24 protein-coding genes are annotated in these 25,879 nt (G+C 44.1%); 5 read left to right on the top strand and 19 right to left on the bottom strand.

Annotated features, from left to right (window positions below):
- Positions 1-43: 43 nt before the first annotated feature.
- The 6 genes from ACR65H_RS03640 to ACR65H_RS03615 form a co-directional block, all read right to left on the bottom strand.
- On the bottom strand, positions 44-2,587 hold the full coding sequence (locus ACR65H_RS03640; RefSeq protein WP_440498756.1) for an ABC transporter permease subunit: 2,544 nt from the start codon (positions 2,585-2,587) through the stop codon (positions 44-46).
- Complete coding sequence (locus ACR65H_RS03635; protein ID WP_440498755.1) at positions 2,568-3,467, bottom strand: ABC transporter ATP-binding protein; 900 nt, start codon at positions 3,465-3,467, stop codon at positions 2,568-2,570. Before ACR65H_RS03635 ends, ACR65H_RS03640 begins: the two co-directional genes overlap by 20 nt.
- Positions 3,468-3,690: 223 nt before the next feature.
- Positions 3,691-4,986: a hypothetical protein gene (locus ACR65H_RS03630; protein ID WP_440498753.1), complete on the bottom strand. Its 1,296-nt coding sequence runs from the start codon at positions 4,984-4,986 to the stop codon at positions 3,691-3,693.
- Positions 4,987-5,113: 127 nt separating this feature from the next.
- A complete protein-coding gene (locus ACR65H_RS03625) occupies positions 5,114-6,520 on the bottom strand; it encodes a M20 family metallopeptidase (RefSeq protein WP_440498752.1) in 1,407 nt (468 codons plus the stop codon).
- 28 nt (positions 6,521-6,548) lie between these two features.
- Positions 6,549-7,766 carry an MFS transporter gene (locus ACR65H_RS03620; RefSeq protein WP_440498750.1) on the bottom strand — a complete coding sequence of 406 codons (1,218 nt, stop codon included), beginning with the start codon at positions 7,764-7,766 and terminating at the stop codon, positions 6,549-6,551.
- 251 nt (positions 7,767-8,017) lie between these two features.
- Positions 8,018-8,452: a YugN family protein gene (locus tag ACR65H_RS03615; protein WP_440498749.1), complete on the bottom strand. Its 435-nt coding sequence runs from the start codon at positions 8,450-8,452 to the stop codon at positions 8,018-8,020.
- A 120-nt stretch (positions 8,453-8,572) separates the two neighbouring features.
- On the opposite strand from ACR65H_RS03615, the gene ACR65H_RS03610 reads away from it, so the two are divergent.
- The 3 genes from ACR65H_RS03610 to ACR65H_RS03600 all read left to right on the top strand — a co-directional run bounded on the left by ACR65H_RS03610 (position 8,573) and on the right by ACR65H_RS03600 (position 11,206).
- Positions 8,573-9,094 carry a DUF2243 domain-containing protein gene (locus ACR65H_RS03610; RefSeq protein WP_440498748.1) on the top strand — a complete coding sequence of 174 codons (522 nt, stop codon included), beginning with the start codon at positions 8,573-8,575 and terminating at the stop codon, positions 9,092-9,094.
- The gene (locus ACR65H_RS03605) at positions 9,087-9,866 is read left to right on the top strand and encodes a cytochrome c oxidase assembly protein (protein WP_440498747.1); all 780 of its coding nucleotides are present in this window, start codon (positions 9,087-9,089) and stop codon (positions 9,864-9,866) included. The genes ACR65H_RS03610 and ACR65H_RS03605 overlap by 8 nt, the downstream gene beginning before the upstream one ends.
- Before the next feature lie 275 nt (positions 9,867-10,141).
- Entirely contained in the window at positions 10,142-11,206 is a 1,065-nt protein-coding gene (locus ACR65H_RS03600; protein WP_440498745.1) for a M24 family metallopeptidase, read from the top strand.
- Positions 11,207-11,401: 195 nt separating this feature from the next.
- Here ACR65H_RS03600 and ACR65H_RS03595 read toward each other — a convergent pair whose 3' ends face one another.
- From ACR65H_RS03595 to ACR65H_RS03555, 9 genes are all read right to left on the bottom strand, one after another.
- Positions 11,402-12,331, bottom strand: coding sequence for an AEC family transporter (locus ACR65H_RS03595; protein ID WP_440499201.1), 930 nt, complete (start codon positions 12,329-12,331; stop codon positions 11,402-11,404).
- 117 nt (positions 12,332-12,448) lie between these two features.
- Positions 12,449-12,691, bottom strand: a complete 243-nt coding sequence (locus ACR65H_RS03590) for a hypothetical protein (protein ID WP_440498744.1) — start codon at positions 12,689-12,691, stop codon at positions 12,449-12,451.
- Positions 12,692-12,717: 26 nt separating this feature from the next.
- On the bottom strand, positions 12,718-13,848 hold the full coding sequence (yfkAB, locus tag ACR65H_RS03585) for a radical SAM/CxCxxxxC motif protein YfkAB (protein ID WP_440498742.1): 1,131 nt from the start codon (positions 13,846-13,848) through the stop codon (positions 12,718-12,720).
- Positions 13,849-13,990: 142 nt separating this feature from the next.
- On the bottom strand, positions 13,991-14,398 hold the full coding sequence (locus tag ACR65H_RS03580; protein WP_440498741.1) for a VOC family protein: 408 nt from the start codon (positions 14,396-14,398) through the stop codon (positions 13,991-13,993).
- A 15-nt stretch (positions 14,399-14,413) separates the two neighbouring features.
- Positions 14,414-14,764, bottom strand: a complete 351-nt coding sequence (locus ACR65H_RS03575; RefSeq protein ID WP_440498740.1) for a VOC family protein — start codon at positions 14,762-14,764, stop codon at positions 14,414-14,416.
- A gap of 30 nt (positions 14,765-14,794) precedes the next feature.
- Positions 14,795-15,253, bottom strand: a complete 459-nt coding sequence (locus ACR65H_RS03570) for a GyrI-like domain-containing protein (protein ID WP_440498739.1) — start codon at positions 15,251-15,253, stop codon at positions 14,795-14,797.
- A gap of 120 nt (positions 15,254-15,373) precedes the next feature.
- Positions 15,374-16,099: an amino acid ABC transporter ATP-binding protein gene (locus ACR65H_RS03565; RefSeq protein ID WP_440498737.1), complete on the bottom strand. Its 726-nt coding sequence runs from the start codon at positions 16,097-16,099 to the stop codon at positions 15,374-15,376.
- A gap of 12 nt (positions 16,100-16,111) precedes the next feature.
- On the bottom strand, positions 16,112-16,744 hold the full coding sequence (locus ACR65H_RS03560) for an amino acid ABC transporter permease (protein ID WP_440499200.1): 633 nt from the start codon (positions 16,742-16,744) through the stop codon (positions 16,112-16,114).
- A gap of 69 nt (positions 16,745-16,813) precedes the next feature.
- On the bottom strand, positions 16,814-17,626 hold the full coding sequence (locus tag ACR65H_RS03555; RefSeq protein ID WP_440498736.1) for a transporter substrate-binding domain-containing protein: 813 nt from the start codon (positions 17,624-17,626) through the stop codon (positions 16,814-16,816).
- 204 nt (positions 17,627-17,830) lie between these two features.
- Here ACR65H_RS03555 and mgtE point away from each other — a divergent pair, with 204 nt between their 5' ends.
- Positions 17,831-19,189 (top strand): magnesium transporter, encoded by a 1,359-nt coding sequence (mgtE, locus tag ACR65H_RS03550; RefSeq protein WP_440498734.1) that lies wholly within the window; start codon positions 17,831-17,833, stop codon positions 19,187-19,189.
- 407 nt (positions 19,190-19,596) lie between these two features.
- On the opposite strand, the gene scpC is transcribed toward mgtE, so the two are convergent.
- Both scpC and ACR65H_RS03540 read right to left on the bottom strand, forming a co-directional pair.
- The gene (scpC, locus tag ACR65H_RS03545) at positions 19,597-21,111 is read right to left on the bottom strand and encodes a succinyl-CoA:acetate CoA-transferase ScpC (RefSeq protein WP_440498732.1); all 1,515 of its coding nucleotides are present in this window, start codon (positions 21,109-21,111) and stop codon (positions 19,597-19,599) included.
- Between the two features lie 132 nt (positions 21,112-21,243).
- Positions 21,244-21,882 (bottom strand): LytTR family DNA-binding domain-containing protein, encoded by a 639-nt coding sequence (locus tag ACR65H_RS03540; protein WP_440498730.1) that lies wholly within the window; start codon positions 21,880-21,882, stop codon positions 21,244-21,246.
- Positions 21,883-22,024: 142 nt separating this feature from the next.
- Here ACR65H_RS03540 and ACR65H_RS03535 point away from each other — a divergent pair, with 142 nt between their 5' ends.
- A complete protein-coding gene (locus tag ACR65H_RS03535) occupies positions 22,025-22,654 on the top strand; it encodes a CBS domain-containing protein (protein WP_440498728.1) in 630 nt (209 codons plus the stop codon).
- Between the two features lie 54 nt (positions 22,655-22,708).
- On the opposite strand, the gene ACR65H_RS03530 is transcribed toward ACR65H_RS03535, so the two are convergent.
- Positions 22,709-23,971, bottom strand: a complete 1,263-nt coding sequence (locus ACR65H_RS03530; protein WP_440498726.1) for an MFS transporter — start codon at positions 23,969-23,971, stop codon at positions 22,709-22,711.
- Positions 23,972-24,126: 155 nt separating this feature from the next.
- Positions 24,127-25,746, bottom strand: coding sequence for a M20/M25/M40 family metallo-hydrolase (locus ACR65H_RS03525; RefSeq protein WP_440498724.1), 1,620 nt, complete (start codon positions 25,744-25,746; stop codon positions 24,127-24,129).
- Positions 25,747-25,879 lie beyond the last annotated feature (133 nt).

Below are 25,879 nucleotides of genomic sequence, written 5' to 3'. Positions count from 1 at the left end.
TTGATCAATCTTTTCCCTAAATCCTCTTTTATGCTGTGAGCGTTCACGCCGTTGCTGTTACCGACTTCCTCCCCTTCTCAAAACTCAATCCGATATAAGCCGCACCCAAAAGGAAAACCGTCGCTCCAAGCAGCATCCCGCAGCCCATATACACACTAATGGCCGGAACATTCAGCAGCGTCATTATTTCCCCGTTGACAATTTTCGGTATGTTGAGATAGAGGAACGGCGAATAATGAGCAAAATCATTCATTTCCCAACTCACTAAATACCCTGCTAAACTTATTAATCCCGTCAATGCGTACACGACTAGCGGCTGGCGGATGAAGAGCCCTAGGACATTCGTCAATGCAAGCAGGAACAATGCTGCACAAACATATAGCAAGAGGGCCTTCAACAAGTACTCTCCGAGCGGCATGAAGTGATAGCCGCCCTCGAATGCCCGCTGCCCTGTAAAATCAAACGATTGGAATTCTTTTCTGCTATGATAATGCAGCACCGGATACATCCAGTCGCCAAACCGGTTGAACACCGTTCCGACGAGCACGGCAAACAGGAAAACAACAATCGCGCTCCCGATCGCAATAGCAGAACTGAAAAACACTTTACCAAGGAAAAGGGAACGCTTCATGATCGGCAATGTCTCAAGCAACTGCAACGTCGGCCTCTTCCCTCGCTCGCCCGAAAAGCCTGCGCCTACAAGGAGAAGGAATAAAATCAGCGGAATGAAGTACAGGTAGTCCCGGAAATACATAAAGAGCGAGAATAACCCGCTATGATCAACTTTCCGGTTCGCCTGTTCATTCATTTTCTTCTCCTTCCGGTGTTCCTCTTTCCATTGGTCATGGATGTTCGGAATATAGGTGCCCGCAAATACCGGTTGGATATTATGATCTTTCATCCACTCTTTTTGCGCAATCGCTGTTTCATAGCCGAAAATGGTGAGAGGATCATAATTATGCTTTTTAGACTCTTTCAAGCTTTCAAGATATCGATGGTCATTGAACAGCTGATATTCGTATAACGGGGTCCAATCTTTATTTTCATAAGCCTTCAATGCACGTTCGGCATGCGCGGCTTCTTCACGGGCTACATCTATATACTCGTTAAAGTATTCAATATTATGTCCATATATGAAATCCCCGTCTTCACCTCTTGCATTTGCTTCTGCAACCTGCTTCTCCATTTCTTTGATGGCTTCCATAAAGTAACCGATGAGTCCCGTCTCATTCTCCGCATCTTCTACAATCGATGCCAACCTTTCGAGAGCCTCAGTCTCCTTCTCCTTCACTTGCTCCGCGAAATAGAAATAGCCGACAATAGCAGCGATGAATAGGACGATCAGCGACTGCCCGACAAGCCCCCTCCGCTTCGACTTCCGCCATTCAAACAAACTAGTATTCCAAATGGAGCGGAGATGTGTCATTTTCCCTTTATGGTACGGCTTCAGTTCCTCGGCCGATTTAAATAAACCACGTTCACCTTCACGCAAGAAAATGGTTGCCGCGAGCAATAAAACGCTCCATAGAATTGCCGAAACTGCATACATCCCTATCGGATCGGTCGGCATTTCGGTCAAAAACCGGTCTGCGCGGAAAAACTGGAAAGGGTTCCAAGGTGTCTGCGTAATCGGCAGTGCATCCGTCAGTACAACGCCGATCATTGTAAGGAAGCCTGTCAGCATGATTGTTGAAAATGAGCTTCTTAATTGCGTACCAATTAAAAGCAACAAGGCAAAAAGGAATGCCCCCGCTCCCACAAATAGAATCGTCACATTCAACAAATGTTGCCATATGGGAATGATGGAGAATGAATCGCCTGTTTCCAGAAACGTTGGATACAACAAGTCATTGAATGTTTCTCCGAAAACAACCGGGATCATCCATCCGCCAATCGCGACGAAAACCAAGTAGAAAAACGTTACGGTTAGCAATCCCGCGTACTTCGCAAGCAACAACTCCCATCTACGGAGCGGTTGCGTCCTTAACGTCAATAATGTCTGCTGCTCCTTCTCCGAAGTATAAGCGTTCCCAAAAAGGAGCAATAGCAGCAAAAGTCCGGCCGGTCCTAGCAAAATGGGAGCGATTTCACTCATTTGCAAGGCAGGGGACACCGGATCTGTTTCGTTGGCATACGGCAAATCATGCTTTACCAAATAAGCATTCTTATTAATGGCCTTTTCCCGTTCTACGCCCTCTAATGTTGTAAAGACACCACCAGTTTTCTCATACTTTTCCAATAGCGAATAGAATTCATTCTCGACGAGCGGTATTTCATCCCAACGTTTTCCGTAAATGGCGCTCTTCCACTGAAACGTGGCCGTCGCCATATTGTTCAAGATGTCGAATTGCTCCGCCTGCACCTCTGTCAGCCTATTCTCCCTGTTCAACGGCAAGAGCTGTGCGTACAGTTGGTCGACTTTGAGAACAACTTGAAGTATTTTCTCCTCTGCCTCTTTCGACATCAAATCCTGCTCGATTTTGTTTTGATAAAAAAACCATCCAACGGTCAGCATCACTATAACCAATAACCAAATGAACTTCTTCTGCCGCCAAATCTTCTTCAGCTCAAACTTCAACAAGCTCATTGGACTTCGTCTCTTCCGTAAAGATTTTCCGGTAGCGCTCCTCGGAACCGAACACTTTCTTCTCGATATCGTCAATAACAATCTGCTCTTGATCCAACAAATAGAACACACGGTCAAGCCCTATATCTTTCCGGTATAGATGCAGCCGCTCATCCACTACTTCGACAGGTATCCCCACTGATGCCAATGTCTTTTCCGCTTTTACGATATCATTAACTGTAATCTGATAGCGTACTTGCTCAAATTCCGCCATATCTTCCTGAATCAAACTTCCTTTCTTCAGGAATAAAATCGATGACGTCACACGGTCGATTTCCGCCAGATTGTGAGATGACAATAAAATAGCCGTCCCTTCTTCCCGCAACGCGAGCAGCAAATTTCGTACCCGAATAGCACTCGTTGGGTCAAGACCATTCAACGGTTCGTCCAAAATCATGAGCTTCGGCTTGTTCACGACAGCCATTGCGAGCAGCAGATGCTGTTTCATTCCAAGCGAATAATTTTTCACTTTTTTATTCAAATAACTCGTAATCCCGATACGTTCCGCCGTGTCCAATAATTGTTTCTTTGACAATCCTTGCACGTCGCAAATGAATTGCAAATGATCGTACCCCGTTAAATATTCGTATAGCACCGTATTGTCCTGCATGAAAGAAATCTCACGGAAAATATTTGGATTCCGATTGCTCTTCCCAAGAACCTCCACTTCGCCCTTATGTGCAGGCAACAAATTCGTAATGATGTTCATTAACGTAGACTTCCCAGACCCATTCGGCCCAACGAGCGCTATGATCTGTGGCTCTTCAATCTCAAACGTAATCCCCTTCAAAACCTGTTCTTTGCCATATGATTTGTACACGTCTTTAACAGATAAAATCATTCCCCACCGCCCCTTTCCAAAATTTTACTTACAATTGACTCTATTCTACTATACTTATGAACGTATTTGTTTTAATATTTAATTTATATTCCGAAATAAAAAATCCACCTTAGCCAATGCTGCCAAGATGGATTACTTATTCAACTCGTTTTCAATAAATCTTCCGTATACATACAATCCATCAAAAACGTTCTTTTCTCGGAATGGAACAGAGTGCTGTTTGCTAGACGAGCTTATATAGTTTCACCGGCCTCCCCCTCGAATAATGGGACTCCTCCCCGATGCAGACAGCCAGATGTACCGCACATAATTCTGCTATTATTCTTTGAGCATTACGTTCGCTCATCTTTAAGTGAATTGCCAAGTCCTTTGTTGTAAAATCAGCCCAATCCATTTTCCGAATCAATGATTCAATGCGCTTAAATGTCTTGACACTGATATTGCCTTCATTCAACCTCTTTACAAATTCTTCGTCATCCGTTCTATAGGCGTAAATAAGTTCCTCACTTTTCCCGGCAGCGTCAATTATTGTCCCATCTTCCTGGATGATAATGATTTCTTGCTGCCCTATCTCTTTTGATTCACGAATCGCCCGATTTGCATTCACTTCTGCTGTTAGGACAGTCTGACCGAAGCCGATCCCGACAGCAACACTCGAATCCGCTTCGAGCGAAAGATGATTCACTTTCTCTTTTACTGTTCTGATTTCGCGCTCCACCGCCCCACGTGTACTGAAGATTGCATACCTGCCATTCCCTTGCTCGATAAGCGATCCGTCCAGCGATTCGCATAATTGGATAAGTGTTTTTTTCAAATGAAGCTCCAAATACTCCAATTTATACGATTCCTTCATTTTTTCCTTGATAGCGTCATATTCGATAACTTCAATCAAGTTAATGCCAATTTGGGTGTCTTTATAGTAGGAAGTCTTGATCTTCTCAAAAAACATTCGTGTGGTGTGGAAGATTTCATTACGAGTCGGCGATAGCCAAAACGCTGGAACTCCCACCTCCTTCAATCGGTCATAAACAGTGGGGTAGCAAGTCAACGCCCCTTCTATCTCTCCCTTTAGCCATAATTCATAATGAAAATTAAATAATTCTTCTGCGTCAATCTCCACGTCAAATTTTTTCACAAATACTTTTTTCATTATTTTTTCCAATTTGACAGTCTCTTCTTCAAGATGAATAGATGTTACGATATCAATACTGATCCGTTCCGGGAGTTTGCCAATTTTATTAGATAAATTCACGATTTCCTTATAAATGCTTAATTCGCTCGAATCAATATATACGAAAGCTTCTTGAGGGCCTTTCACATTAAGCGCTATCTTATAAGGTATGTAACCTGAAAACAGCCAAAAGTCCACCGGTACCTTTGGATTTTTAACAAAATCCTCTACTTCACTCGTTTTCATATAAACATACGGAATGAATTCCAATTCCTTTTCTATCTCCATTGCTAACGTTAGAATCCGATTAACAGATCGGGCCGGACCGACAACCGCAACTTTGTACATGCTATCCCTGCTTTCTCATCAACACCTGTGAGCCAATTTTATCGATATTTCCTTACGAAATCCAGTGGTCTTCCAATTTTATACGTGAAAAAGAGGCTGACCATATAATCAGCCCCAAACAACTTTTTTAATTCACTGAATCGGGAATTAATGAACGATATGATTTGCCATCCAAGCGTTCCGCCAATTCCTCTTTCGCCTGTTCAATAATTACTGGATTTTCCATCACTTGCAACACGGTGGATGCGATCACTTTGGCTGCTTGCAACATCCCTTTATGCGCAATCGGAGCAACCCCTTGCGAAACTACCTGCCAAGTGTGAAGGGGAGTGCCCAGTGCAAAACAAGTTGTAAGACATTGCATCGTCGGGACGACCCAGCTGACATCCCCAACATCCGTCGATCCTGACATGATGGCTTCCGAAGGTATATATGGCGGGATGAAATCAGCAATATCCCTTTCTTTCAGCTTTTTCACTGTTTCACGATCCCGTCCGGCATACGCACTATTCAAGTCCTCTGTTGACAGCGTATCACGAATCTTCTTTGCAAAGGCAACGTCACCTTCATCATAGGAAGGCGCCCCTACCTTCTCCAAATTCTCGTACATTATATCCGCAAGTACAGAGTTAGGAATGAGGTTGGAAGCGGTTCCTACAAATTCCTCTTCAAACGTAGTGCCTGTCATTAAAGCGGCACCTCTCGCAATGTCCTGTACCCTCTTATAAAGCGATTCCACTTCATCTTTTTCCGCAGCTCTTATCAAATAGACCACGTCGGCATTTGCTTGAACCACATTCGGCGAAGCACCACCTGTATCCGTCACGGCATAGTGGATTCTTGCGTCCGGCACCATATGCTCACGCAAGTAGTTAACCCCGACGTTCATCAGCTCGACGGCATCGAGTGCACTTCTTCCTAAGTGGGGAGCCGCCGCCGCATGGGCGCTTTTTCCTGTGAACTTAAATTTTGCAGAGTAATTCGCAAGTGTCCTTTTATCCATAAGCCCCGGTACATCCCAAGGATGCCACGAAAAAGCAATGTCTACATCATCGAAGAGTCCTGCTTTCGTCATCAGCGCTTTTCCAGAGCCATTCTCCTCGGCTGGGCATCCATAAAAACGGATCGTCCCTTGTCTATCGTTCTGCGCCAAATACTCTTTCACTGCGACAGCCGCCGCAAATGCACCCGTACCAAGCAAGTTATGGCCGCAGCCATGTCCGTTTCCGCCCTCGACAAGCGGGTCGTGATGCGTTAGCCCTTTTTTCTGGCTAAGCCCTGGCAACGCGTCAAACTCACCTAAAATGGCAATGACAGGTTTCCCGGAACCGAAACTTCCGACAAACGCTGTGCTTATCCCTGCCACCTCCCGCTCAACTTGAAACCCTTCCTCTTCTAATGCATGAATTAAATAGCCCGACGATTGAAATTCTTGAAAATACAATTCGGGCACTTCCCAAATTTTATCGCTTAAAGCAATGAACTTTTCCCTTTTCTGTTCAATTACATTCACAACCGCATTCAATGTATCCATCATTCATCTCTCCTTCTTCTGAAAATTATTATGCAGCATCTTGCAACAATTGACCTTTCCGATAATTCAATGTCAATAGGGAAATTGTGCAGATAACCGCGAAAATGATCAGCATCCAAAAGGCAGCATTATAGGAGCCATTAAACGCCTGTACGATAAACCCGATGGCAAGCGGTGTAATGAATCCTGCCAACTGCCCGCCTGTATTGGCAATCCCCATACTTGTCCCTGTCACGGTAGATGGAAGCCTTTTCAAAATAATAGCTGGCAAAAGCAATATGACGAATGAAACAAATAGCAGCACGATTGTCTGATAAACGATAAAAACCGTTACACTTGGTGCATTGAACATAAGGTATAGCATGACACCGATCGCAACACTGGAGATTGCGCCCACAATTTTTTCTTTGCCAAGCGGCAATCTGTCAATGATATAGCCAGCAAGGTAAATTCCAACAAGCATAGCTAAACCAGGGATCGTTTGTGCCCAGCCAAGCGAAACCAGATCCAGGCCTCTTACATTAACGAGATATGTCGGCAGCCATGTTGCCAAACCCCAGTTGATTGCATAAATACTGTAGTAGGCAATAAACAGATTCAGCATAAGCGGTGTTTTTAAAATTTGTTTAAAAATCCCTTTTTGTGATTCCATTTCCGTCTTCAACTCTTCTTCTTTTAGATGGGCAGGCAATTTAACAAACACCCAATAAAGAATTGTAATTGAAAGACCAATTCCACCGAGAATAAGGAAAGACATACGCCATCCGATTGTCGTCAGCATATATGCGGAAAGAAGCGGCACGACCAAGGACACGATGCCTCCTGATGACAGCATAACAGACATGGCCCACGCCCTTTTTTCGCTTGGAAACGTTTGCGAAATCATTTTTGAGCTAGCAGGCTGGAACCCGCCTTCTCCGATGCCGAATAGGAAACGGACAACAATCATGGAAGCCATTGACCAAACTGCCCCGGTCAATGCAGTGAACACCGACCACATGAAAACGGATACAATTAAAACTTTTCTTGAGCCAAATTTGTCAGCTAGCCAACCACCGGGTATTTGCATTAATGCATACCCCGCAAAGAAACTGCTAAGAATCAATCCCGTACTAGCCGGGTTTAACTGCAGATCCTCTGTAATCGACAAGACCGCATAGTTTATAAAATAACGATCAAAATTCCCAATCGCCCATCCGGCAAAAAGCAATAACAATATTAAATTTCTCTGCTTCGAAGAAACCAAAAGAAAACCTCCCTTTTCACAACCTACCAATTTACGAACATAAAACGAAATTTGCGTTATATAGAAATACTATAAATAAAATTTAACGATATTGCAATGCTTTACTTAACCGACAATATTTCGAACGTTCAAATTGTCGCCGCTATCTCTTTCTCTTTTCAAACGTCCACCTTTGACAAAAAACAACTTGCCAAAATTAATAAATTTGGCAAGTTGTTTTTTATAAGGGTCAAGCAAGCTTTCCATTCGATTCAGCTGATTTTCAACAAATCTTGTGCATGCAAGCAATCCATTAATTCTTGAACAGCGACTTCTCCGGCATGCATCCATCTGTCTTTATTTGTAATCTTGCCGTCTTTGTCAATCGGCGGCTGGAATTGGTTGAAGCCGGCAACATTTAGCATGGACGTCTCATCTCTGTCCAGCCCGACATGCACTACATGTTTAATAATATAAGGTGTACGGAATCGAATGACTGCTTCATAATTATCTAGCTCGCCATCCATGACGGTAAAGGGAATCCGAATGTAGATTGTTTCCCCGCCCTCCTTGCACAAGATATGATCAAAATATCCTTGGTGGTAGTCCCAATTGCCGCCCATATGGTATCCAAGCCCATGGATGCAATCCCTTACAAGACCGAACGACGCTATCTGCCCTTCAAGCCCCGTCTGTAATTTCAACATAACGTCTCCTCCTTCTGCATGATTCGCTATACAGCATTCACAAAAGGAAAGGAAGACATACTGTCGAAAGCAGAAGATTACCATTCCTTCCTAACGGCTATACTTCAAAAGAATCTTCAAATGGAGGGGAACTTTTTGACAACAATACATAACACACAAGCAAATTTAAATAATAGGGCGTTATTTGCGCGTAGAAACCTTTGGTCGGGTATTTTATTCGGATTAGGGTTTGTCGCTTTTCTAGATGAAACATTGTTCCATCAGCTGCTCCATTGGCATAAGTTTTACGATAAATCCACTGTTGCGGTCGGACTTGTTTCAGATGGACTATTTCACGCATTTAGCTGGTTTGCAACTGTCGGCGGCTTATTCCTCGTTGCCGATTTGCGGAGGCGAAACGCATTGTGGCATAAAATGTGGTGGGGAGGGAAGTTGCTTGGCGGCGGGGCTTTCCAGCTTTATGACGGCACGATCCAGCATAAAGTCATGCGCATCCACCAGATCCGATACAATGTTGACATTTTACCGTATGACCTCGTCTGGAATATTTCTGCAGCCGTCATGATTGTCGCTGGCATTGGTTTGATTGCAAGTGCACGACGCGACCAGCGTGAAGGAAAAGGGGCGTTTTCCAATGCATGACACTCATTTTCTGTTGACCGATTTGTTTTTTGGCATACCGGCATTGCTTGCGATCGGAGTTTACATCGGGGCTGTGATCATCACGAATAGACGGGGGCGACTTCGTAAGTGGCCATGGCTGCGTACCGTTTCTTTTATTTCAGGTGTACTTTTTGCTGCCGCAGCAGTGGTCGGCCCTCTTTCACGTCAATCCCATGCCGATTTCACGGCTCACATGGCGGGGCATTTACTATTAGGCATGCTTGCCCCGCTTCTCATTGCACTCGCTGCCCCTATGACATTAGTAATGCGTACGTTAAATGTTCATTTGGGAAGAAAGCTTAGCCGACTGCTGCAAAGTTCATTCGCGGGATTCTTCACCCATCCGATCGTTGCTTCTATCTTGAACATTGGCGGGTTATGGCTTCTCTATACGACCGGTTTATATTCAGCGATGCATGCTAACATTTGGCTACATATCATCATTCACATCCACGTCTTCCTGGCAGGTTATTTATTCACAATCTCTTTAATTTATATTGATCCGGTCTTCCACCGTTTCAGTTTCACGTACAGAACTGTCGTCTTCATTGTGGCACTTGCCGGTCATGGCATTCTGTCAAAATTCATCTACGCCTACCCTCCGGCGGGCGTCCCAACAGAACAAGCAAGGGTTGGCGCCATGCTGATGTATTATGGTGGTGACGCGGTGGATCTGTTGTTGATTTTTATATTGTTCAAGCATTGGTATCAATCCGTTCGTCTGCGCAAATATACTTCCGTCGAAGTATGAGTGCAGTTGCAAGGTGGAATACATTTTAATTTTATAGATCATTTCCCGATGGATATCGTTCATTTCCCAGAAGTTATCGATTATTTGCGAGCACTTATCGTTTATTTCCCAATAGTTATCGATCATTCCCCAGGAGTTATTGTCATTTTGTGACCTTTTACCCAGTCAAATGCGCTGCAAATCTTCATCGTAAAAAGCCATTACCCCCTCTATTATTTCCGGACTTCCTATGTCATAGTAATAATGGGAATATTTTTATTAGTGGGGGTTTTATAATGGAGAAATTAGTGAAGTTACGTAGTTCATTTGATGAATTAGGAATTGACGGGATGCTTATTACAGATCCGTACAATCGGAGATACTTGACGGGCTTTACGGGAACTGCAGGGACTGTACTCGTGTCTAAGGCGGAAGCGTATTTATTAGTAGATTTCCGTTATACGAGCCAGGCGAATGCCCAAGTGACCGATTTCACCGTAAAAGAAATCGACCGCTCCATCATTTATGAGGAGATTTCAACGCTTGCGGAAAGCTTGGGAATCAAGAAGCTCGGATTTGAACAACAGCACCAATCCTATTTTTATTACTCCCAGCTTTCGAAAGCAGTAAAATCGGAGCTGGTACCTGTTTCGAATGTCGTTGAAAAGTTGCGGATGATTAAAAATGAAGATGAAGTAACCATTTTGAAAAAGGCTGCTGAAATTGCAGATTCTGCGTTCGAGCATATTCTGACTTTCATTAAACCTGGGCGTACGGAGATAGAAATTGCGAATGAACTGGAATTCCATATGAGAAAACTGGGTGCGACTTCTTCCTCATTCGATATGATTGTTGCTTCCGGCGTACGTTCCGCATTGCCGCATGGCGTGGCGAGTGACAAAGTAATTGAGCAAGGCGATATGGTGACATTGGACTTTGGTGCATATTACAAAGGATATTGCTCCGACATGACAAGAACGGTAGCAGTCGGCGAGCCTGATCCGAAGCTGAAGGAAATCTATTCAATCGTTCATGACGCTCTTGAAAACGCGCTCTCCGGCATCAAAGTTGGCATGACTGGAAAAGAAGCGGATGCATTGACCCGTGATGTGATCAGCGAAAAAGGGTATGGCGACTATTATGGACATGGCATGGGGCATGGGATTGGCTTGTATATCCATGAAGATATTTTCATGAATCCGACATGCGAGCTGCTCGTCGAAGAGGGAATGGTGTTGACGGTCGAGCCGGGCATTTACATTCCAGGCCTTGGAGGGGTGCGGATTGAGGATGATATTATCTTGAAGCAAGATGGCATAGAGATTATCACGAAATCTCCGAAAAACTTAATCATTCTTTAAGACAAAAATGGACTTCCAGCTATCCGGAAGTCCATTTTAGTGTTATCGGTCACTTCGCGATGGTTATCGGTCAAGTTCACAATGGTATCGGTCATCTTTGAGGAGTTATCGGTCACCCTCGACAGAGATATCGGTCACTTTCACAAAGTTATCGTCATTTCGTGACCTTCTACCTTCCAAAATACCTCTCTCCAATCAAACAAACAAAATTGCAGATAAATAAACAACAAACGTCACCGTGATCGCGCTTAACACAGTTGAAAACAGAACGGTTTGAGCGGCCAAATCCGGATTCACGTCATATTCCAACGCTAGTGTTGAACTGTTTCTGGACGTGGGGAAGGAGCTTGCAATAAATAAAGATTGTGCAACAACACCGTCTAGACCAAATAGAAAAATGAGAAGTAATGCAACACTTGGACCGATGACAAGCCTACCGATACTGCTGATGACAATCGTCCGATTCAGAATCGTTTTCAACTCAATTTGTGCAAGCTGCGCTCCCAATAAAATAAGCGCAATTGCTAAAAATGCATCCGCCAGATGACTGATCGGAACCCAAATAGCGTTCGGAATCGGAACATGCAGCCAATTCAACAAACTGCCGAGAAGCATCGCGTGGATGACGGGCATTTTCAATAATGATCTCAGGATTTCTAACCCTGACTTCGTTGCGGATATCAAATTATACAATCCATATGTATACGTTAAAACATTTTGGAAAACCATTACGATAATTTGGATGGAGATGCCGAGGGGGTTCGTTTGGAATAACAGCTGACTGACCGGTATTCCGTAATTCCCAGAGTTGATTAACGAAATACTGTTTTTAAATATGGCCGATTCTTCTCTGTCTAACTTCAATAATTTACTCAAAATAGTTGTTAGAACGATTATTACTAAACTGAAGGCAACTAAATAACCTATGATTTCCAACAGGACTTGCACATCAATCTCCGTCTGGTATAGATTGATGAAAACGGCTGCTGGCATAAGACAATACGTAATCAGGTTCGAAATCGCTTTTAAATTAAATGCAAACTTCCTTTGTAAACCTGCTCCGATTATTAATAGGATTAATATAGGTATAATAATATTAATAAAAATAGTCCCTATGAACATGATGGTCCCCCCTATGTGAGGTCACTCTTTCAGAAATCTCTTCCATTTGAGTATACAGGAGAACAATCCTTCATTGTAATTAGGAAAAAGTTATACTGTACGATAAGAAAAGGACTTCCCTCATTCGGAAGTCCTTTCTTGATGGTCTATTGTTTTCAATGAATGGATACCGATCATTTCCCGGGGTTTATCGGTCATTTCTCGAAAGTTATCGGTCAATTGCAAGTACTTATCGGTCACACGGTGCGAGTTATCGATCATTTTCACAAAGTTATCGACATTTCGTGACCTTTTACCTATCCGCCGAAATGGAATGAGCTCTTTATTTGTCAAAGGCACTTGGCGCGAAGCAGGTTTCCCCAATCATGCACGCTTCCGCGTACTGCAAATCATTCCGTTGAAAGTCTTGCCTGTTTTCCTGTAAAATCCTCTTCCGGATAATACGCATCTTTCACTAATAGATTCGGTCCCAGGCATTTTACGGCAGGACAGTGGCAACTGATCGATTTTGCAAGCGGACGGTCAAGCCATCTGTCGAGCATTTCGGGTAATGAATCATTTTGGATATTCCCCATTGGTGGTGTATCGCCAAAGTCAGTTACAATGACGTCGCCTGTAAAGATGTTGACGTTCAGACGGGAACGACCGTCTGGATCGTTACGCACCGAGACGTTTTTACTGCTGTATATGCGTTTCAACAGTTTCAAATCTTCTTCATTCTGGCTACAAGGATAAAACGGCAATGTACCGAATAGCATCCACACGTCTTCATCACGCATATCCAATAATTGATGGATTGCTTCTCGCGTTTCATCCAATGATAGCACTTCAAGCTGGGATGCGAAATCGCTTGGGTACATCGGATGCACTTCATGCCTTGCGCACTTCATCTCCTCGACGATTTGTCGATGGATATGTCCGAGATGCGGCAACGTCCGCTTATTCAACATCGTCTCCGCTGATACCATGACACCGGCTTCCGCCAATGCGCGGCTGTTATCGATCATTCGCTGGAACTGCTCGGCACGGCGTTCCCTTGGAGGTTTCCTTTCCATATTTGCGAAACCACCATCAATGAAATCATCAACTGTGCCCCAGTTATGGGAGATATGCAAAACGTCCAAATAAGGGGCAACCCCCATATAACGCTCAAGCGGCATCGTCAAGTTCGAATTCATCTGCGTTCGAACGCCGCGTTCATGTGCATATTTTAATAATGGTAAAACATATTGCTCAACCGACTTTTTCGAAAACATCGGCTCGCCGCCTGTTATGCTGATCGTCCGTAAATGCGGTATTTCATCAAGTCGGGAAAGAAGCAAGTCGATCGGCAATGCATCGGGGTCTTTATGCTGCAGCATATAGCCGACCGCACAATGCTCGCATCGCATATTGCACAAATAAGTAGTCGTAAATTCAATGCTTGATAATGTTAACTTGCCATGCTCCTGCACGTCCAAGTAAGCTTCCCACGGATCATAGGCAGGTGACATTTTTTTCAATGTTGCTACATTCTTCATTTCTATGACTCCCTACTAGTTAATTGCATTTAAATAGTATGAGCTTCATTTGGGGCATTTGCAACCTCAGATCCTTATAACAAAAAATAAAAAAGTATCAGGAAGTTGTTCTCTCGATACTTTTTATAGGCGTAAAGTTTCGTTATTTAGATTCCGGAACGACTGGCCAGCCACTCCAAATATCAAGTTTATTGCCATCAAGGTCATACACATAGAAGTTTTGTCCACAATCATCATTGTCTTCAATCGCCGTAATGGTTGCGCCATTCGCATGCAATTCTTCATGGAAACGTTGAAAATCAGTTACTTGCAATGTGAGCAAACATTGTTCCTCGCCGCTAGCTTCTGTGAAATTTGCCTTCACCGTTTCCTTGCTTTGAATTAAAAAGATGAATTGGCCTGACTCTAACGCGAGCCGCACTTGGGTAGCATCTGATTCAGCTGGACCGACCGCTTTTAATTTCAAATTCTTCTCATACCACTCCGCAGATGATTTCGGATTGGCAACCGGCAAGTAGATCGTTTCAATTCGTTTAATGAAGCTTTCCATAACTTCCCCCTACTTTCAACATTGACATATCATCATTTCATTTCCATCCGGATCCTTGAAATTAAACCAATGACCGTTTTCTATACCTGTCGTCAAGTCAACATGCCGAGATTGCATCTCTTCATAAGCCTTTTGAATATCAGTTGAATTCAAATGGAACATCGGTGCTCGAAGCGGCCCTGTTTTTTGAAACAGCTTGCTGTCCAAGACGAGGTTTACACCTTCCATTTGAATCACATATAGATGCCCGAATTGGATGTCCCCTTCTGGAGAAATTCCGAATAGATCACAATACCAGTCCCGTGATTTTTCTACGTCCTGCACCGGCAAAAAGACTGTTCCAATTGCATTCATAATTGTTTTCATTTCGCACCTTACTTTCTAACAATGTGGTGTTTACACTACCGGATCATACAAAGAAACATTGATCATATCGGCGCTCTGTTCATGTTTTGGACTGTATTCTTCTATCGTCCATTCGTCAGGCAACCTTTGGTATCCCGCTTTCGCAATTTCTTCATGGAGATTTTCATATGTTTGATGGAGATCCTTTGCCGCACCGACATGCCGAAGTGTGGCATATTTACTCGGTCTTATTGAAAGACCTTCGAAGCCATTTGCAATACTTTCAATCTCTTCAACTTGCAAGCAGACCCAATAGCCATCTTCAGAAGATTGAGCCTCCACTTTAAACAACCCAAATATCCGCTCTCGATCAATCGGTCGTACAATTTCGGAAGTTCGAGCCTTTAATTCCCCAACCGTCTTAGGTATCTTCAGTTGATAATCCTCCACTGAATCACATTGCAGACGAATACCGACAAACTTCATTTCTCCCTTTTCAACAATTTCCATCTCCAGACATTCCCCTTATCTTAGTCATTTCTATTATCATGACATAAAACTGATATTTTTGAAAACCATTTATTGAACAGAAAAGCAGCTTCCCATATAAACAGGAAGCTGCTTCTTCGTTCACAAATCCACCATCTCCAAAAACTGTCGTGTCCGTTCGTTTGTGGAATGGTTGAAAAATGTATCCGGGTCGGCATCCTCGATGATGCACCCTTCGTCTAGCATGATAATTCGGTCCGCCACTTCTTTCGCGAATTTCATTTCATGTGTAACGACGACCATTGTCATTCCTTCATTGGCGAGGTCTTGCATGACCCCTAGCACTTCGCCGACGAGCTCCGGATCGAGCGCAGAGGTTGGTTCGTCGAACAGTAGTGCTTTCGGTTCCATTGCGAGCGCTCGTGCAATGGCGACCCGCTGCTTCTGTCCACCTGATAACTTATTCGGATAGACGTCCGCCTTGTCGGAAAGGCCGACTTTCTCCAACAGGGCAAGTGCCAATTGCTTCGCCTTCCCCTTCTCTTCCTTTTTAACGATCAACGGCGCTTCCATAATATTTTCAAGCACCGTCTTATGCGGGAACAAGTTGAAGTGCTGGAACACCATGCCCACTTCCGCACGGACTTTAGACAAGTCCTCCTTCTTTCGGTCGATTCTCCGCCCATCAATCAAAATATCTCCCTCTTGTGCTTTTTCAAGGAAATTTAGACAGCGCAGCAACGTACTCTTCCCAGAGCCGCTCACTCCGACGAGTACGACGACTTCGCCTGGATTGATGTCGATATCGATTCCTTTCAGCACTTCGAGATTGCCGAATGACTTGTGGAGATTTTTTGTTTTGATCATTTCGTTCCCTCCTTAAGATCCATCTACGTTCAACCTGTTCTCATACAACTTCAATAGCCATGTGAAAATAAGGACGAGAACTAGGTAGTATAGTCCAACAACGAGGAATGTTTCGAACGGCATGAAGGATGCCGCCGCCTCCCGATTCGCAAGACCAAACAATTCCGTAACGCCGATGACGTATACGAGGGACGAGTCCTTCAATGTAATGATAAATTGGTTCCCTAGCGGAGGGATTGCGCGACGCAACGCTTGCGGAAAAATGATTCGGCGCATCGCCTGCGTTCGATTCATCCCAAGCGCCAGGCTCGCCTCACGCTGTCCACGGTCAACCCCTTGGATTGCTCCGCGGAAAATTTCTGCAATATACGCCCCGTTATGGACGCCTAGTGCAATCGCACCTGCCCAGAAATTCGACAGGACGACAATCGATGTAATCCCATAGTATAAAAACATAATCTGTACGATGAGCGGCGTTCCACGGATCAACGTAATATATAAGTTGGCAATCGTTTGTAAGATTTTTGATCTTGATATTTTCATTAACGCAAAGACAATCCCGAACAAGGTACCTAACACAATGGCAATAGCAGTTATTTTCAATGTGACAAGTGCCGCTTTCAGGAAGCCTTCGTACGTGCGCATGAACACTTCGGATAACGTTATCAATATTTCTGGCACTGGTCACTCCCTCTTTCTATTCACAAATCTGTTTTATTCAAGCATCTCAGCGTCTTCCAAGTCGATATCCAATAGGTTCCGGTCGAACCACTTCTTTGAGATTTCATCATATGTGCCGTCATCGATCATTTCTTTCAGGGCTTTGTCAATCGCGTCACGGAGCTCTTCATTATCCTTTTTCACCGCGATCGATGGCTGTTCCACCCATAACGGAGTGCCGACTTCTTTAATGGCAAAGCCGTTATCTTGCGCTTCATAACCGACGATATCAGCCGTAATGACGGCATCCAACCGATTTTCGACCGTCAAATCCTTCAGCGCAACAACATCACTGCTGTAATACTGGATATTGTCGGATAGTTCCTTTGCCGGCTCTTCATATGTCGATTGAGCAATAACACCAATCTTCTTCCCTTTCAGATCTTCCGGGGATTTGATGTCGTTATTGTCTTCCGCGACCCAAATCATCCCGCCCGAGTAGTAGTACGGCTCTGTGAAAGCGGCTTGCTCGGCACGTTTTTTCGTGTAGGCCATCGAACCGATGATGGCATCATATTTATTCGCAACAAGTCCTTGAAGGATCGTTTCAAATGGGTTTGTCACCGGATTCGGCTCTAGACCCATTCTCTTCGCGATTTCCGCTCCGATTTCCATATCAAACCCAGTCAATTCACCATTCTCCTCGAAGTTGAACGGCTTGTAGAGACCGCTCGCCGCATATGTCAATTTGCCTTTTTTGACAAGCTTATACCCCTCATCTGTCGCTTCTCCTTTATCCTCTCCGCATGCTGAAAGCACCAGCATGGCTGCCATAAGCAAGAATAATAGCGTCTTCCATTTTCCCATAGAAAAAACTCCCTTTTTCCCGACAAAATGCCGTCTTTTTTTGCTTACTAACTCTCTTTCCCTATCATTTCTGCGCTAAACATCTTTTTTCGTAATCAATTATTCTACCAGTGAAATCCTTGTTCTGTTTATGTAACAAGGAATGAGGGGAATAGACGGGTTAGCAAGTATTTCATTTCATATGAAAAGAGAGGTGAGGGAGTCATGACGTTAAAAGGGGATCAGGAAGAAGTATCACGTGCAATTGTCCACGTATTGAAGGAAGGGCAGAAAGAAACTTTTCAAAAAATCATCAGCGAATTAACTCCGTATGAAATATCCGTACATTACCGCGATTTGCCAAAAAAACGCCGAATCCTTTTTTTGGAGTGGCTCTCTTTGGAGCAGCTCGTAACGTTACTAAGATACTTGACCCGCAACGAACAACTGCGTGTATTGAATAAAATCGGAGCTGTTCGTTCCACGGAATTATTGGAAGTGTTGAAGAGGGATGACCTCGCCCATCTGCTGTCCGATCTGCCGGATAAAAAGGTCAATCGCCTTATTGCTCAAATGCGAGAGGAAGAAAAGAAAGACATCCGTAAAAAGATGATGTATCCGAAAAAATCTGCAGGACGAGCGATGATCAGCCAGTATGTTTGGGTTCATAAATCTTTTACAGTTGAAAAAACGATTAACAAATTGAAGTATTTTCGAGACTTTGCGGATTACTTGAATTACGTATATGTCATCAATGATGAAAAAGAGTTGGTCGGCGTCGCTTCCTATCGCGACCTTCTTTTAAGCGAGCCCGGAGATGAAATTACCGATGTAATGACGACGGACATCGTTAAAGTCCATGAAGATACAAAAGAGAGTGACGTCGCCAGGATGCTAGGCAAGCACGACTTCCTTTCCGTGCCCGTCGTCAATGATGACAATATTCTAGTTGGCATTATTACAGCAGACGACGTGCTTGACATCGTCATGCGGGAAGCAAATGAAGATATTGAAATGTTGTTTGCTTCCGGCAAAGAGATCGACTTCCACACAAAACCGTTCGTTGCTACGTATAAACGGCTTCCATGGCTTATTTTGCTATTGTTCATCGGCCTCGTTTCAGGAAGCATCATTGCCAAATTTGAGGCAACGCTCGAAGCCGTCGTCGCATTGGCATTTTTCATGCCCATGATTGCAGGGATGACCGGAAATACAGGTACTCAATCATTGGCTGTTGTCGTTCGGGGTCTTGTCTCGGAAGAATTGACATGGAAGAAGACACTCAGCTTAGTCTTCCGCGAGTTGCTCGTCGGCATCATGCTCGGTGTTGTCTGCGGCGGGGTAATTTCCGTCATCGCCTATATTTGGCAAGGCAGCTTCACACTTGGACTCGTCGTCGGTTCTTCCCTCGTTGCGACTCTCATTATCGGTACGTTGGCAGGGACTATCATTCCGTTGATTTTAAGTAAATTCAAAGTTGATCCTGCAGTTGCGTCGGGCCCACTTATTACAACCATCAATGATATTTTATCGCTATTGATCTATTTCGGAATTGCAACGATGTTCATTTCGAAATTGATGTAGGGATTATATCGCTTTGTGCGCGGAATCTGGATTCTTGAGCGCATTACCAATTTCTTGAGCGCGACATCCGGATTCTTGAGCGCTTTACCGTTTTCTTGAGCGCGGAATCAGATTCTTGAGCGCTTTACCGATTTCTTGAGCGCGACATCCGGATTCTTGAGCGCTTTACCGATTTCTTGAGCGTGGAATCAGATTCTTGAGCGCTTTACCGTTTTCTTGAGCGCGACATCAGATTCTTGAGCGCTTTACCGATTTCTTGAGCGCGACATACAGATTCTTGAGCGCGAAAGTCGGTTCCTTTCCTCTTGCTTTGGACATGGACACCACATATATAAAAAAGCTGTCACAGTCATTTCTGGACAGCTTTTCTTTGCAGTATATAGTTAAATTCGATTGGTTGGTTAACGTTAGACGCGTTTCTCGGTGAATGGGTGCATCGTGCCGTGCTGCATGAGATTCATATGCCAAGAGAATGCTTTTTCGAGTACATGTGGCGTATGCCCGCCCCGTTCAAGCGCCTCGTAATAGTATTCCCATAGTTGACTGCGGTACATTGGGTGCGCGCAATTCGCAATGATGAGGCCAACGCGTTCCCTTGGCGCAAGACCGCGGAGATCCGCATATCCTTGCTCCGTGACTATGACATCGACATCATGTTCTGTATGATCCACGTGCGAAACGAACGGGACAATGCTTGAAATATCGCCGTTTTTGGCAATCGATTTTGTAACGAAGATGGCAAGTCTTGCATTTCGGGCGAAATCGCCGGAGCCCCCGATGCCATTCATCATCTTCGTCCCGGTTACATGCGTCGAATTGACGTTGCCGTAAATGTCTAGTTCAAGAGCCGTATTGATGGAAATTAAACCGAGTCGGCGGATGATTTCAGGATGGTTCGAGATTTCTTGCGGACGCATGATCAGCTTGTCCCGGTAGTGATCCAAATTACCGAAAACCTTATCCATCTTTTCTTGCGACAGAGTAATCGATGCACATGAAGCGGTACGGATCTTGCCCGCATCAATCAAATCAAATACTGCGTCTTGCAGCACTTCTGAATATACTTCAAGGTCTTCGAATTCCGAATCCAGTAAACCATGCAATACTGCGTTCGCCTGGGAACCAATTCCCGATTGAAGAGGCGCGAGGCTGTTCGTTAATCGGCCCGCCTCCACCTCCGAACGTAGAAATGACAGCAAGTGTTCAGCCATAACTTCCGTATCATGGTCAGGCTTCGTAATTGTTGACGCGGAATCTTGTTGGTGCGTGAACACGATCCCTTTTACTCGATCCACGTCGATTGGAATGCCGATTGTTCCAATCCGGTCATCCACTTTCATCAGTGGAATCGGATTCCGTTCTCCTTGTTTGCCTGGGTCATACAAATCATGGATTCCCTCCCATGCAGTCGTCTGTGCTGTATTTATTTCAATGATTATTGACTTTGCATGCTTCGCAAACGATAACGAGTTGCCGACAGACGTTGAAGGAATGATCATCCCATCTTCTGTCACTGAAATCGCTTCCAAAATTGCGAAATCAATCGGTTCAGTCACATTCGAACGAATCCACTCTGCCGTATGGGACAGATGATGGTCCACAAAAAGCAGTTCGCCATTGTTAATGCCGTTGCGCATCGCCTTTTCCGCTTGGAAAGGGAGTCTCTTTTTCACAATTCCCGCTTCCGCAAATAATTTATCGATATCCGAGCCGAGGGATGCTCCCGTGAATACATTCACTTTGAACTTTTCCGTTTCTGCCCGTTTCACTAAAGCCATTGGAACCGCTTTCGCGTCACCCGCACGAGTAAATCCGCTCAATCCCAATGTCATTCCGTCTTTAATCCAAGAAGCAGCCTCTTCAGGCGTCACAACCAAATCTCTCAATTTTTCAATCCTGATACGATCCATAAGGTTCCCCATTCACAAGCGCCCCTTTTCATAACTTTTAGATAATCGTATCGTAAATTTTAGAATGATAGGGGTTTCCTGAATGAAAGACGGAATTCACGAACAAGCGATCATATAATTTGTCTAAAGCAGCATTTTTTCGTCTTAGAAGCCTAAAAGCTTTCGAAAATAACTAGAATACGACTGACTGACCGGTATTTGGGCACCATCTCTCATCGAAAGCATGAACGTCGAGTGAGTATCCGGGTAAATCGCTTTAATTTGCGTCACGTTGACGATGAATGACCGATGGCAACGGACAAACAATTCATGAGGCAACACGAATTCAAAGTTTTGCAATGAATTTCGATGGGTACCTGTAATATTATCGGCTACAACGATTGTTTTTCTGTCCCGCACTTCAATATACTTTACTTCAGAAAACGGGACAGGCACCCATCCATCCTGTGTTTTTAGTGTAACGACCGACTTTCCTTCGGTGTATGCCGGATAGATGGCAACGACGCAGCCGTCCAAAACACCGTTATCATGGAAAGGAACCGCCATGCCATGATATGGCACGCCGAATACATCACGGTTGATGAATTCGGAAACCTTCTGCCCTTCCGTGAGAGCTTTATAGGCGATCGTCCCTTCAGGAACAGGGTCGCCTGGCCTGATTTTTAAGTCGATCCGTTTGCTAGGCCGATGATAAATATATTCCTTCGTATTCGATACGACAATGGAGATTTCATCTGCAAACAACTCGCCGACAACGTCGAGGAGTGAGTCCAAGTTTAACAAGTAGTTCCAAGCCCCTCTCTTATATCAGTAACTACTATTATAAGTTTTCATGTACAACATTCCAATTTTCAATTATAATGGGAAGCAATCTAAACAAAAATTTAGACTTTCCAGAAACTACAGTTAATAAGGGGGAGTAATTATGCACATTCGAGATTTAATTGTAGAAAGACTAGGTGTCGCTACGGTAAAGGTCGATCAAAGCGTATCTGAAACACTAGCGAAAATCAACGAGACAGGGTACCGCTGCATTCCTGTCGTGGATAACGACGACACCTATAAAGGGATGATCTACAAAGTCGACCTGCTTTCCTATCTTTATGAGGACAAAGGGGATGGCGAAAAGCCAATCGACTTCTTATTGGAACACCAAGACATCTACTTATACGAGGATGCCTCTTTTTTAAGTGCTCTGTTAAAGATCAAAGCATTGCCTTTCGTCAGCGTCGTTAGAGATGGAAAACTTCTCGGCATTTTGACACATAATAAAATTGAAAGTGTCTTGGAAGACGCCTTCGGCTTAAAAACGGGCGGCATTAATATTACGCTTGCATCGACTGAGGCACGAGGGATGATCAGAAAGCTGACGACAACGTTGAAGGACGAAAATATCGAAGGCATGCTCACCCTCGACAACGGCTCAGCGCTCGCACGAAGAGTCGTCATCACGCTCGAGGACGGAAAATCCGACGAAGAAATGGTCAAAATGCGCGAAAGACTCGAAAAGCACGGATTCAGGATTTTGCAAATGCAACGGATAGAACCTAAGTGAGCTAAAACAGAAATTAGGCGAAGGGATTGAAATCTCCCTTCGCCTTTTATTAATTCACGCCATCTCGCTTTCCGGCCTTGGCACCATCCGCAACAAAATACCTCCGATAATGAACAGGATGACTAGGCTGAAAACGCCGTACGCAGAGCTGCCTGTCAGCGTAGCCGTCACTGCGAGCAATAAAGGTCCCATGACGGATGCAAATTTACCAAAAATATTATAGAAGCCGAAGAACTCATTGGACTTCTCTTTCGGTACCAATTGAGCAAAATAAGATCTGCTCAACGCTTGAATTCCCCCTTGCGAAGTGGCAACAAGCATAGCCAAAATCCAAAAATCTAACGTCGTCGATAAGAAGAATGCATAAATACAAACGGCGATGTAGACGAAAATCCCTACATACAGCATCGTCTTCACCGAAAACCGTTTCGCAAGCCTGCCGTAAAGAATCGCAAACGGCGCAGCAACAACTTGGGTTACAAATAAGACAATGAGAAGGTCGGTCGGCTCAATGCCCAAATCTGTTCCATAAGCCGTCGACATCGAAATGATCGTACCGACCCCATCGATATAGAAGAAATATGCTAATAAAAAGATGAAAACGGTTCGGTATTTCTTAATCTCCTTGAACGTTTCGCCAAGCCTGCGGAAGCTGCTTGCCAAAATTCTCGGCTCCCGTTCAATCGCATGTATTTGGACAACATTTTTCAGCATCGGTATCGTAAAGGTGAACCACCAAATTCCCGTGATGACAAATGCCAGCTTGCTGGCAACGGTTGCTGATAGAGGAATTACTTCCTTTGAAGCCAACAGGATGATGGCGATGCTAATAATGAATGGAATTGTACTTCCGATATACCCTAAACCGAAACCACGTGACGAAACTTCATCCATTTTTTCTTCAGGCGTTACATCAACCAGAAATGCGTCATAGAAAATATTTGCACCATGGAATCCGATGGCGGTAATCGTATAAATGATCAATAACGGCAGCCACGTTCCATTTGGAACAAAGGCCAAGGAAATCGTCGAAAGTGAACCGATCAGGAAGAAGGCGAGGAAAAACTTCTTCTTCAATCCTTGATAGTCAGCGATCGTCCCCAATATCGGCCCGATCATCGCTAAAATAAAAGTGGCAATCGCAACCGTATACCCCAAATACGCTGTCGACTGCGTCAAACTGACACCCGCGTCGGTCGCCACCGACTTGTAAAAGATCGGAAATACTGCAGTTGTAATAATAATTGAATAAGCCGAATTCGCCCAGTCATAAAACATCCAACTTTTCTCCGTCTTTGTATATCTTCCCTTTCCCATCATCCCACCCCTTTCGTAATCTTCGAAACTATGTTTATACCATTAGTGTACAACTATTAAACGGCAAACAGTAGTGAAGAATGAATCTTTTACAACATCTCAACAAAATACAAAAAGAGTCAACCCATTACTGAGCGAGTTGACCCTTTTGCAACTTACGCCTCTATCGTCACAAACATGCTTTCAATGACTTTCCCCAACACTCTGGGAGTATAAATGAATGCGCTCTTTTTATGCAGTCGTTCGGTTAACTTATGCGCATCTTTACCGAACGGACCGATGTTCAGCACAGGGGCCTGCAGCTGCTGCATTTCCGTGAATGGGATGCTATATGTTACTCCCCATACAGGGGAGTTCTGCTTATACGATTGCCATCCTGAGTCCATTGCATCGTAATTCACGTAACTGAGATCTGAGATTCCATTGAAATAATGGACTTGCTTTGCTTCCACTTGGAACTCTTCCTGCAAAATCTTTTGTGCAAGAGCAATCTTTTCTTGAACGAGCTCATTATCGGATGAATTAACGGCTGGGTAATATGGCGGCGCATAGAATAAGACGACAGCTGGCGCCAATTCCTGACAATGGAGCAGTAAACGATCGCTAATGAGCATGGACATTTTCCGTTCATCGAGCGACTCATCGTTCATTACAGTTTCAAGAATCTTTTGGACTTCCACATCTCCTATTTTATCAGCAGCATACTTGAGCAATTCCTGATATTCCAACACGTTAATGTCACCGATCGGTTGAACGCCTTCACGTTCGCAAACTTTCCGATAGTCCTTTGCGCATTCCGCCATTGCCTTAACGGCGGTTTCTTTGAATATTTTCATAATGTCATCAGCATTTTGACGCATTACAAAAACATTGAACAAAGCTGCGCTATGATGGGATGTTTGTGTCGAATAGTCCTCTTTCAAATCCAGTTGCTGCAAACAAACCGGCAAAGGCGTCTTTTCCCCAAACAGTTCTTCCATGAAATTTGGATTGAACTCCATTGCCCTCGTCAAATAAGACGCCATATAATGGCTTGTCATGCCGCTTAAAGGCTCGCCCGCGTGTGTCTCTCTCCCGTAAAACAAAACGGAAGGCATGATCTTCCCGATGGATCCCGAGTAAATATAATAGTTCGGATCCTGCGGTGTTTGTGAAAATGACGGCTCACTGTTTAAGAACAGTTCATATTCCAACTTATACGTTTGTCCCAATTCCACCAATCCTTTTACGGCGGACCTCATCCCGGAAGAATTCACTTCCTCGTCAGGCACTGTCAATAAAAGGAGATTAATCGGCCAATTTTCATTTGTTGCCCTTTCCAATAAATGTAGATGCAAAGCAAGACCCATTTTCATATCCATTGTTCCGCGGCCAAAAAGATAATCATCTGAAACCAAGTCCTCTTGTGCATCTTCCGGTAATTTGGCTAATCGATTTTTCAATTCCTCCGTCAGCTGTTTCGGTTGAAAAGCGAGATCCTGAAGACCCGCGCCAAATTCCTCCGTATGGACGGTATCAAAATGGCTGATCAGCACGATTGTTTTATTCGTCACCCCACTGGTGTAAAGGGCTGTCACTGCATTTCTACCTTTACCTGCTTCGTGGAAATGGATTTGCGAGCTATTGTCCTGGAAATACTGTAATTCCAATAACTTTTTAAGCATCCTAGTTGAAAACTCAATTTCCCCCATCGTTCCCGTTCGGCTGTCCCAGCTGACCAATTCACATAATAAATCCTCAAGTTGCTCAGGCTTATTCCACTTCAAATTCTCCATTTGAGTACCCCCTTTACTGCTGGACTTTGTGTTTCTATCCAATATTTTAGAGTACTATTTTGTAAATTGAAAGACAATTTAATTTAAATAAAATGGTATAATATTTCAGTTACAGCCTAACTATAAAGCAAAA

This window comes from Sporosarcina sp. SAFN-015, from assembly GCF_059415085.1.
This window is presented reverse-complemented; position numbering and strand designations above follow the sequence as displayed.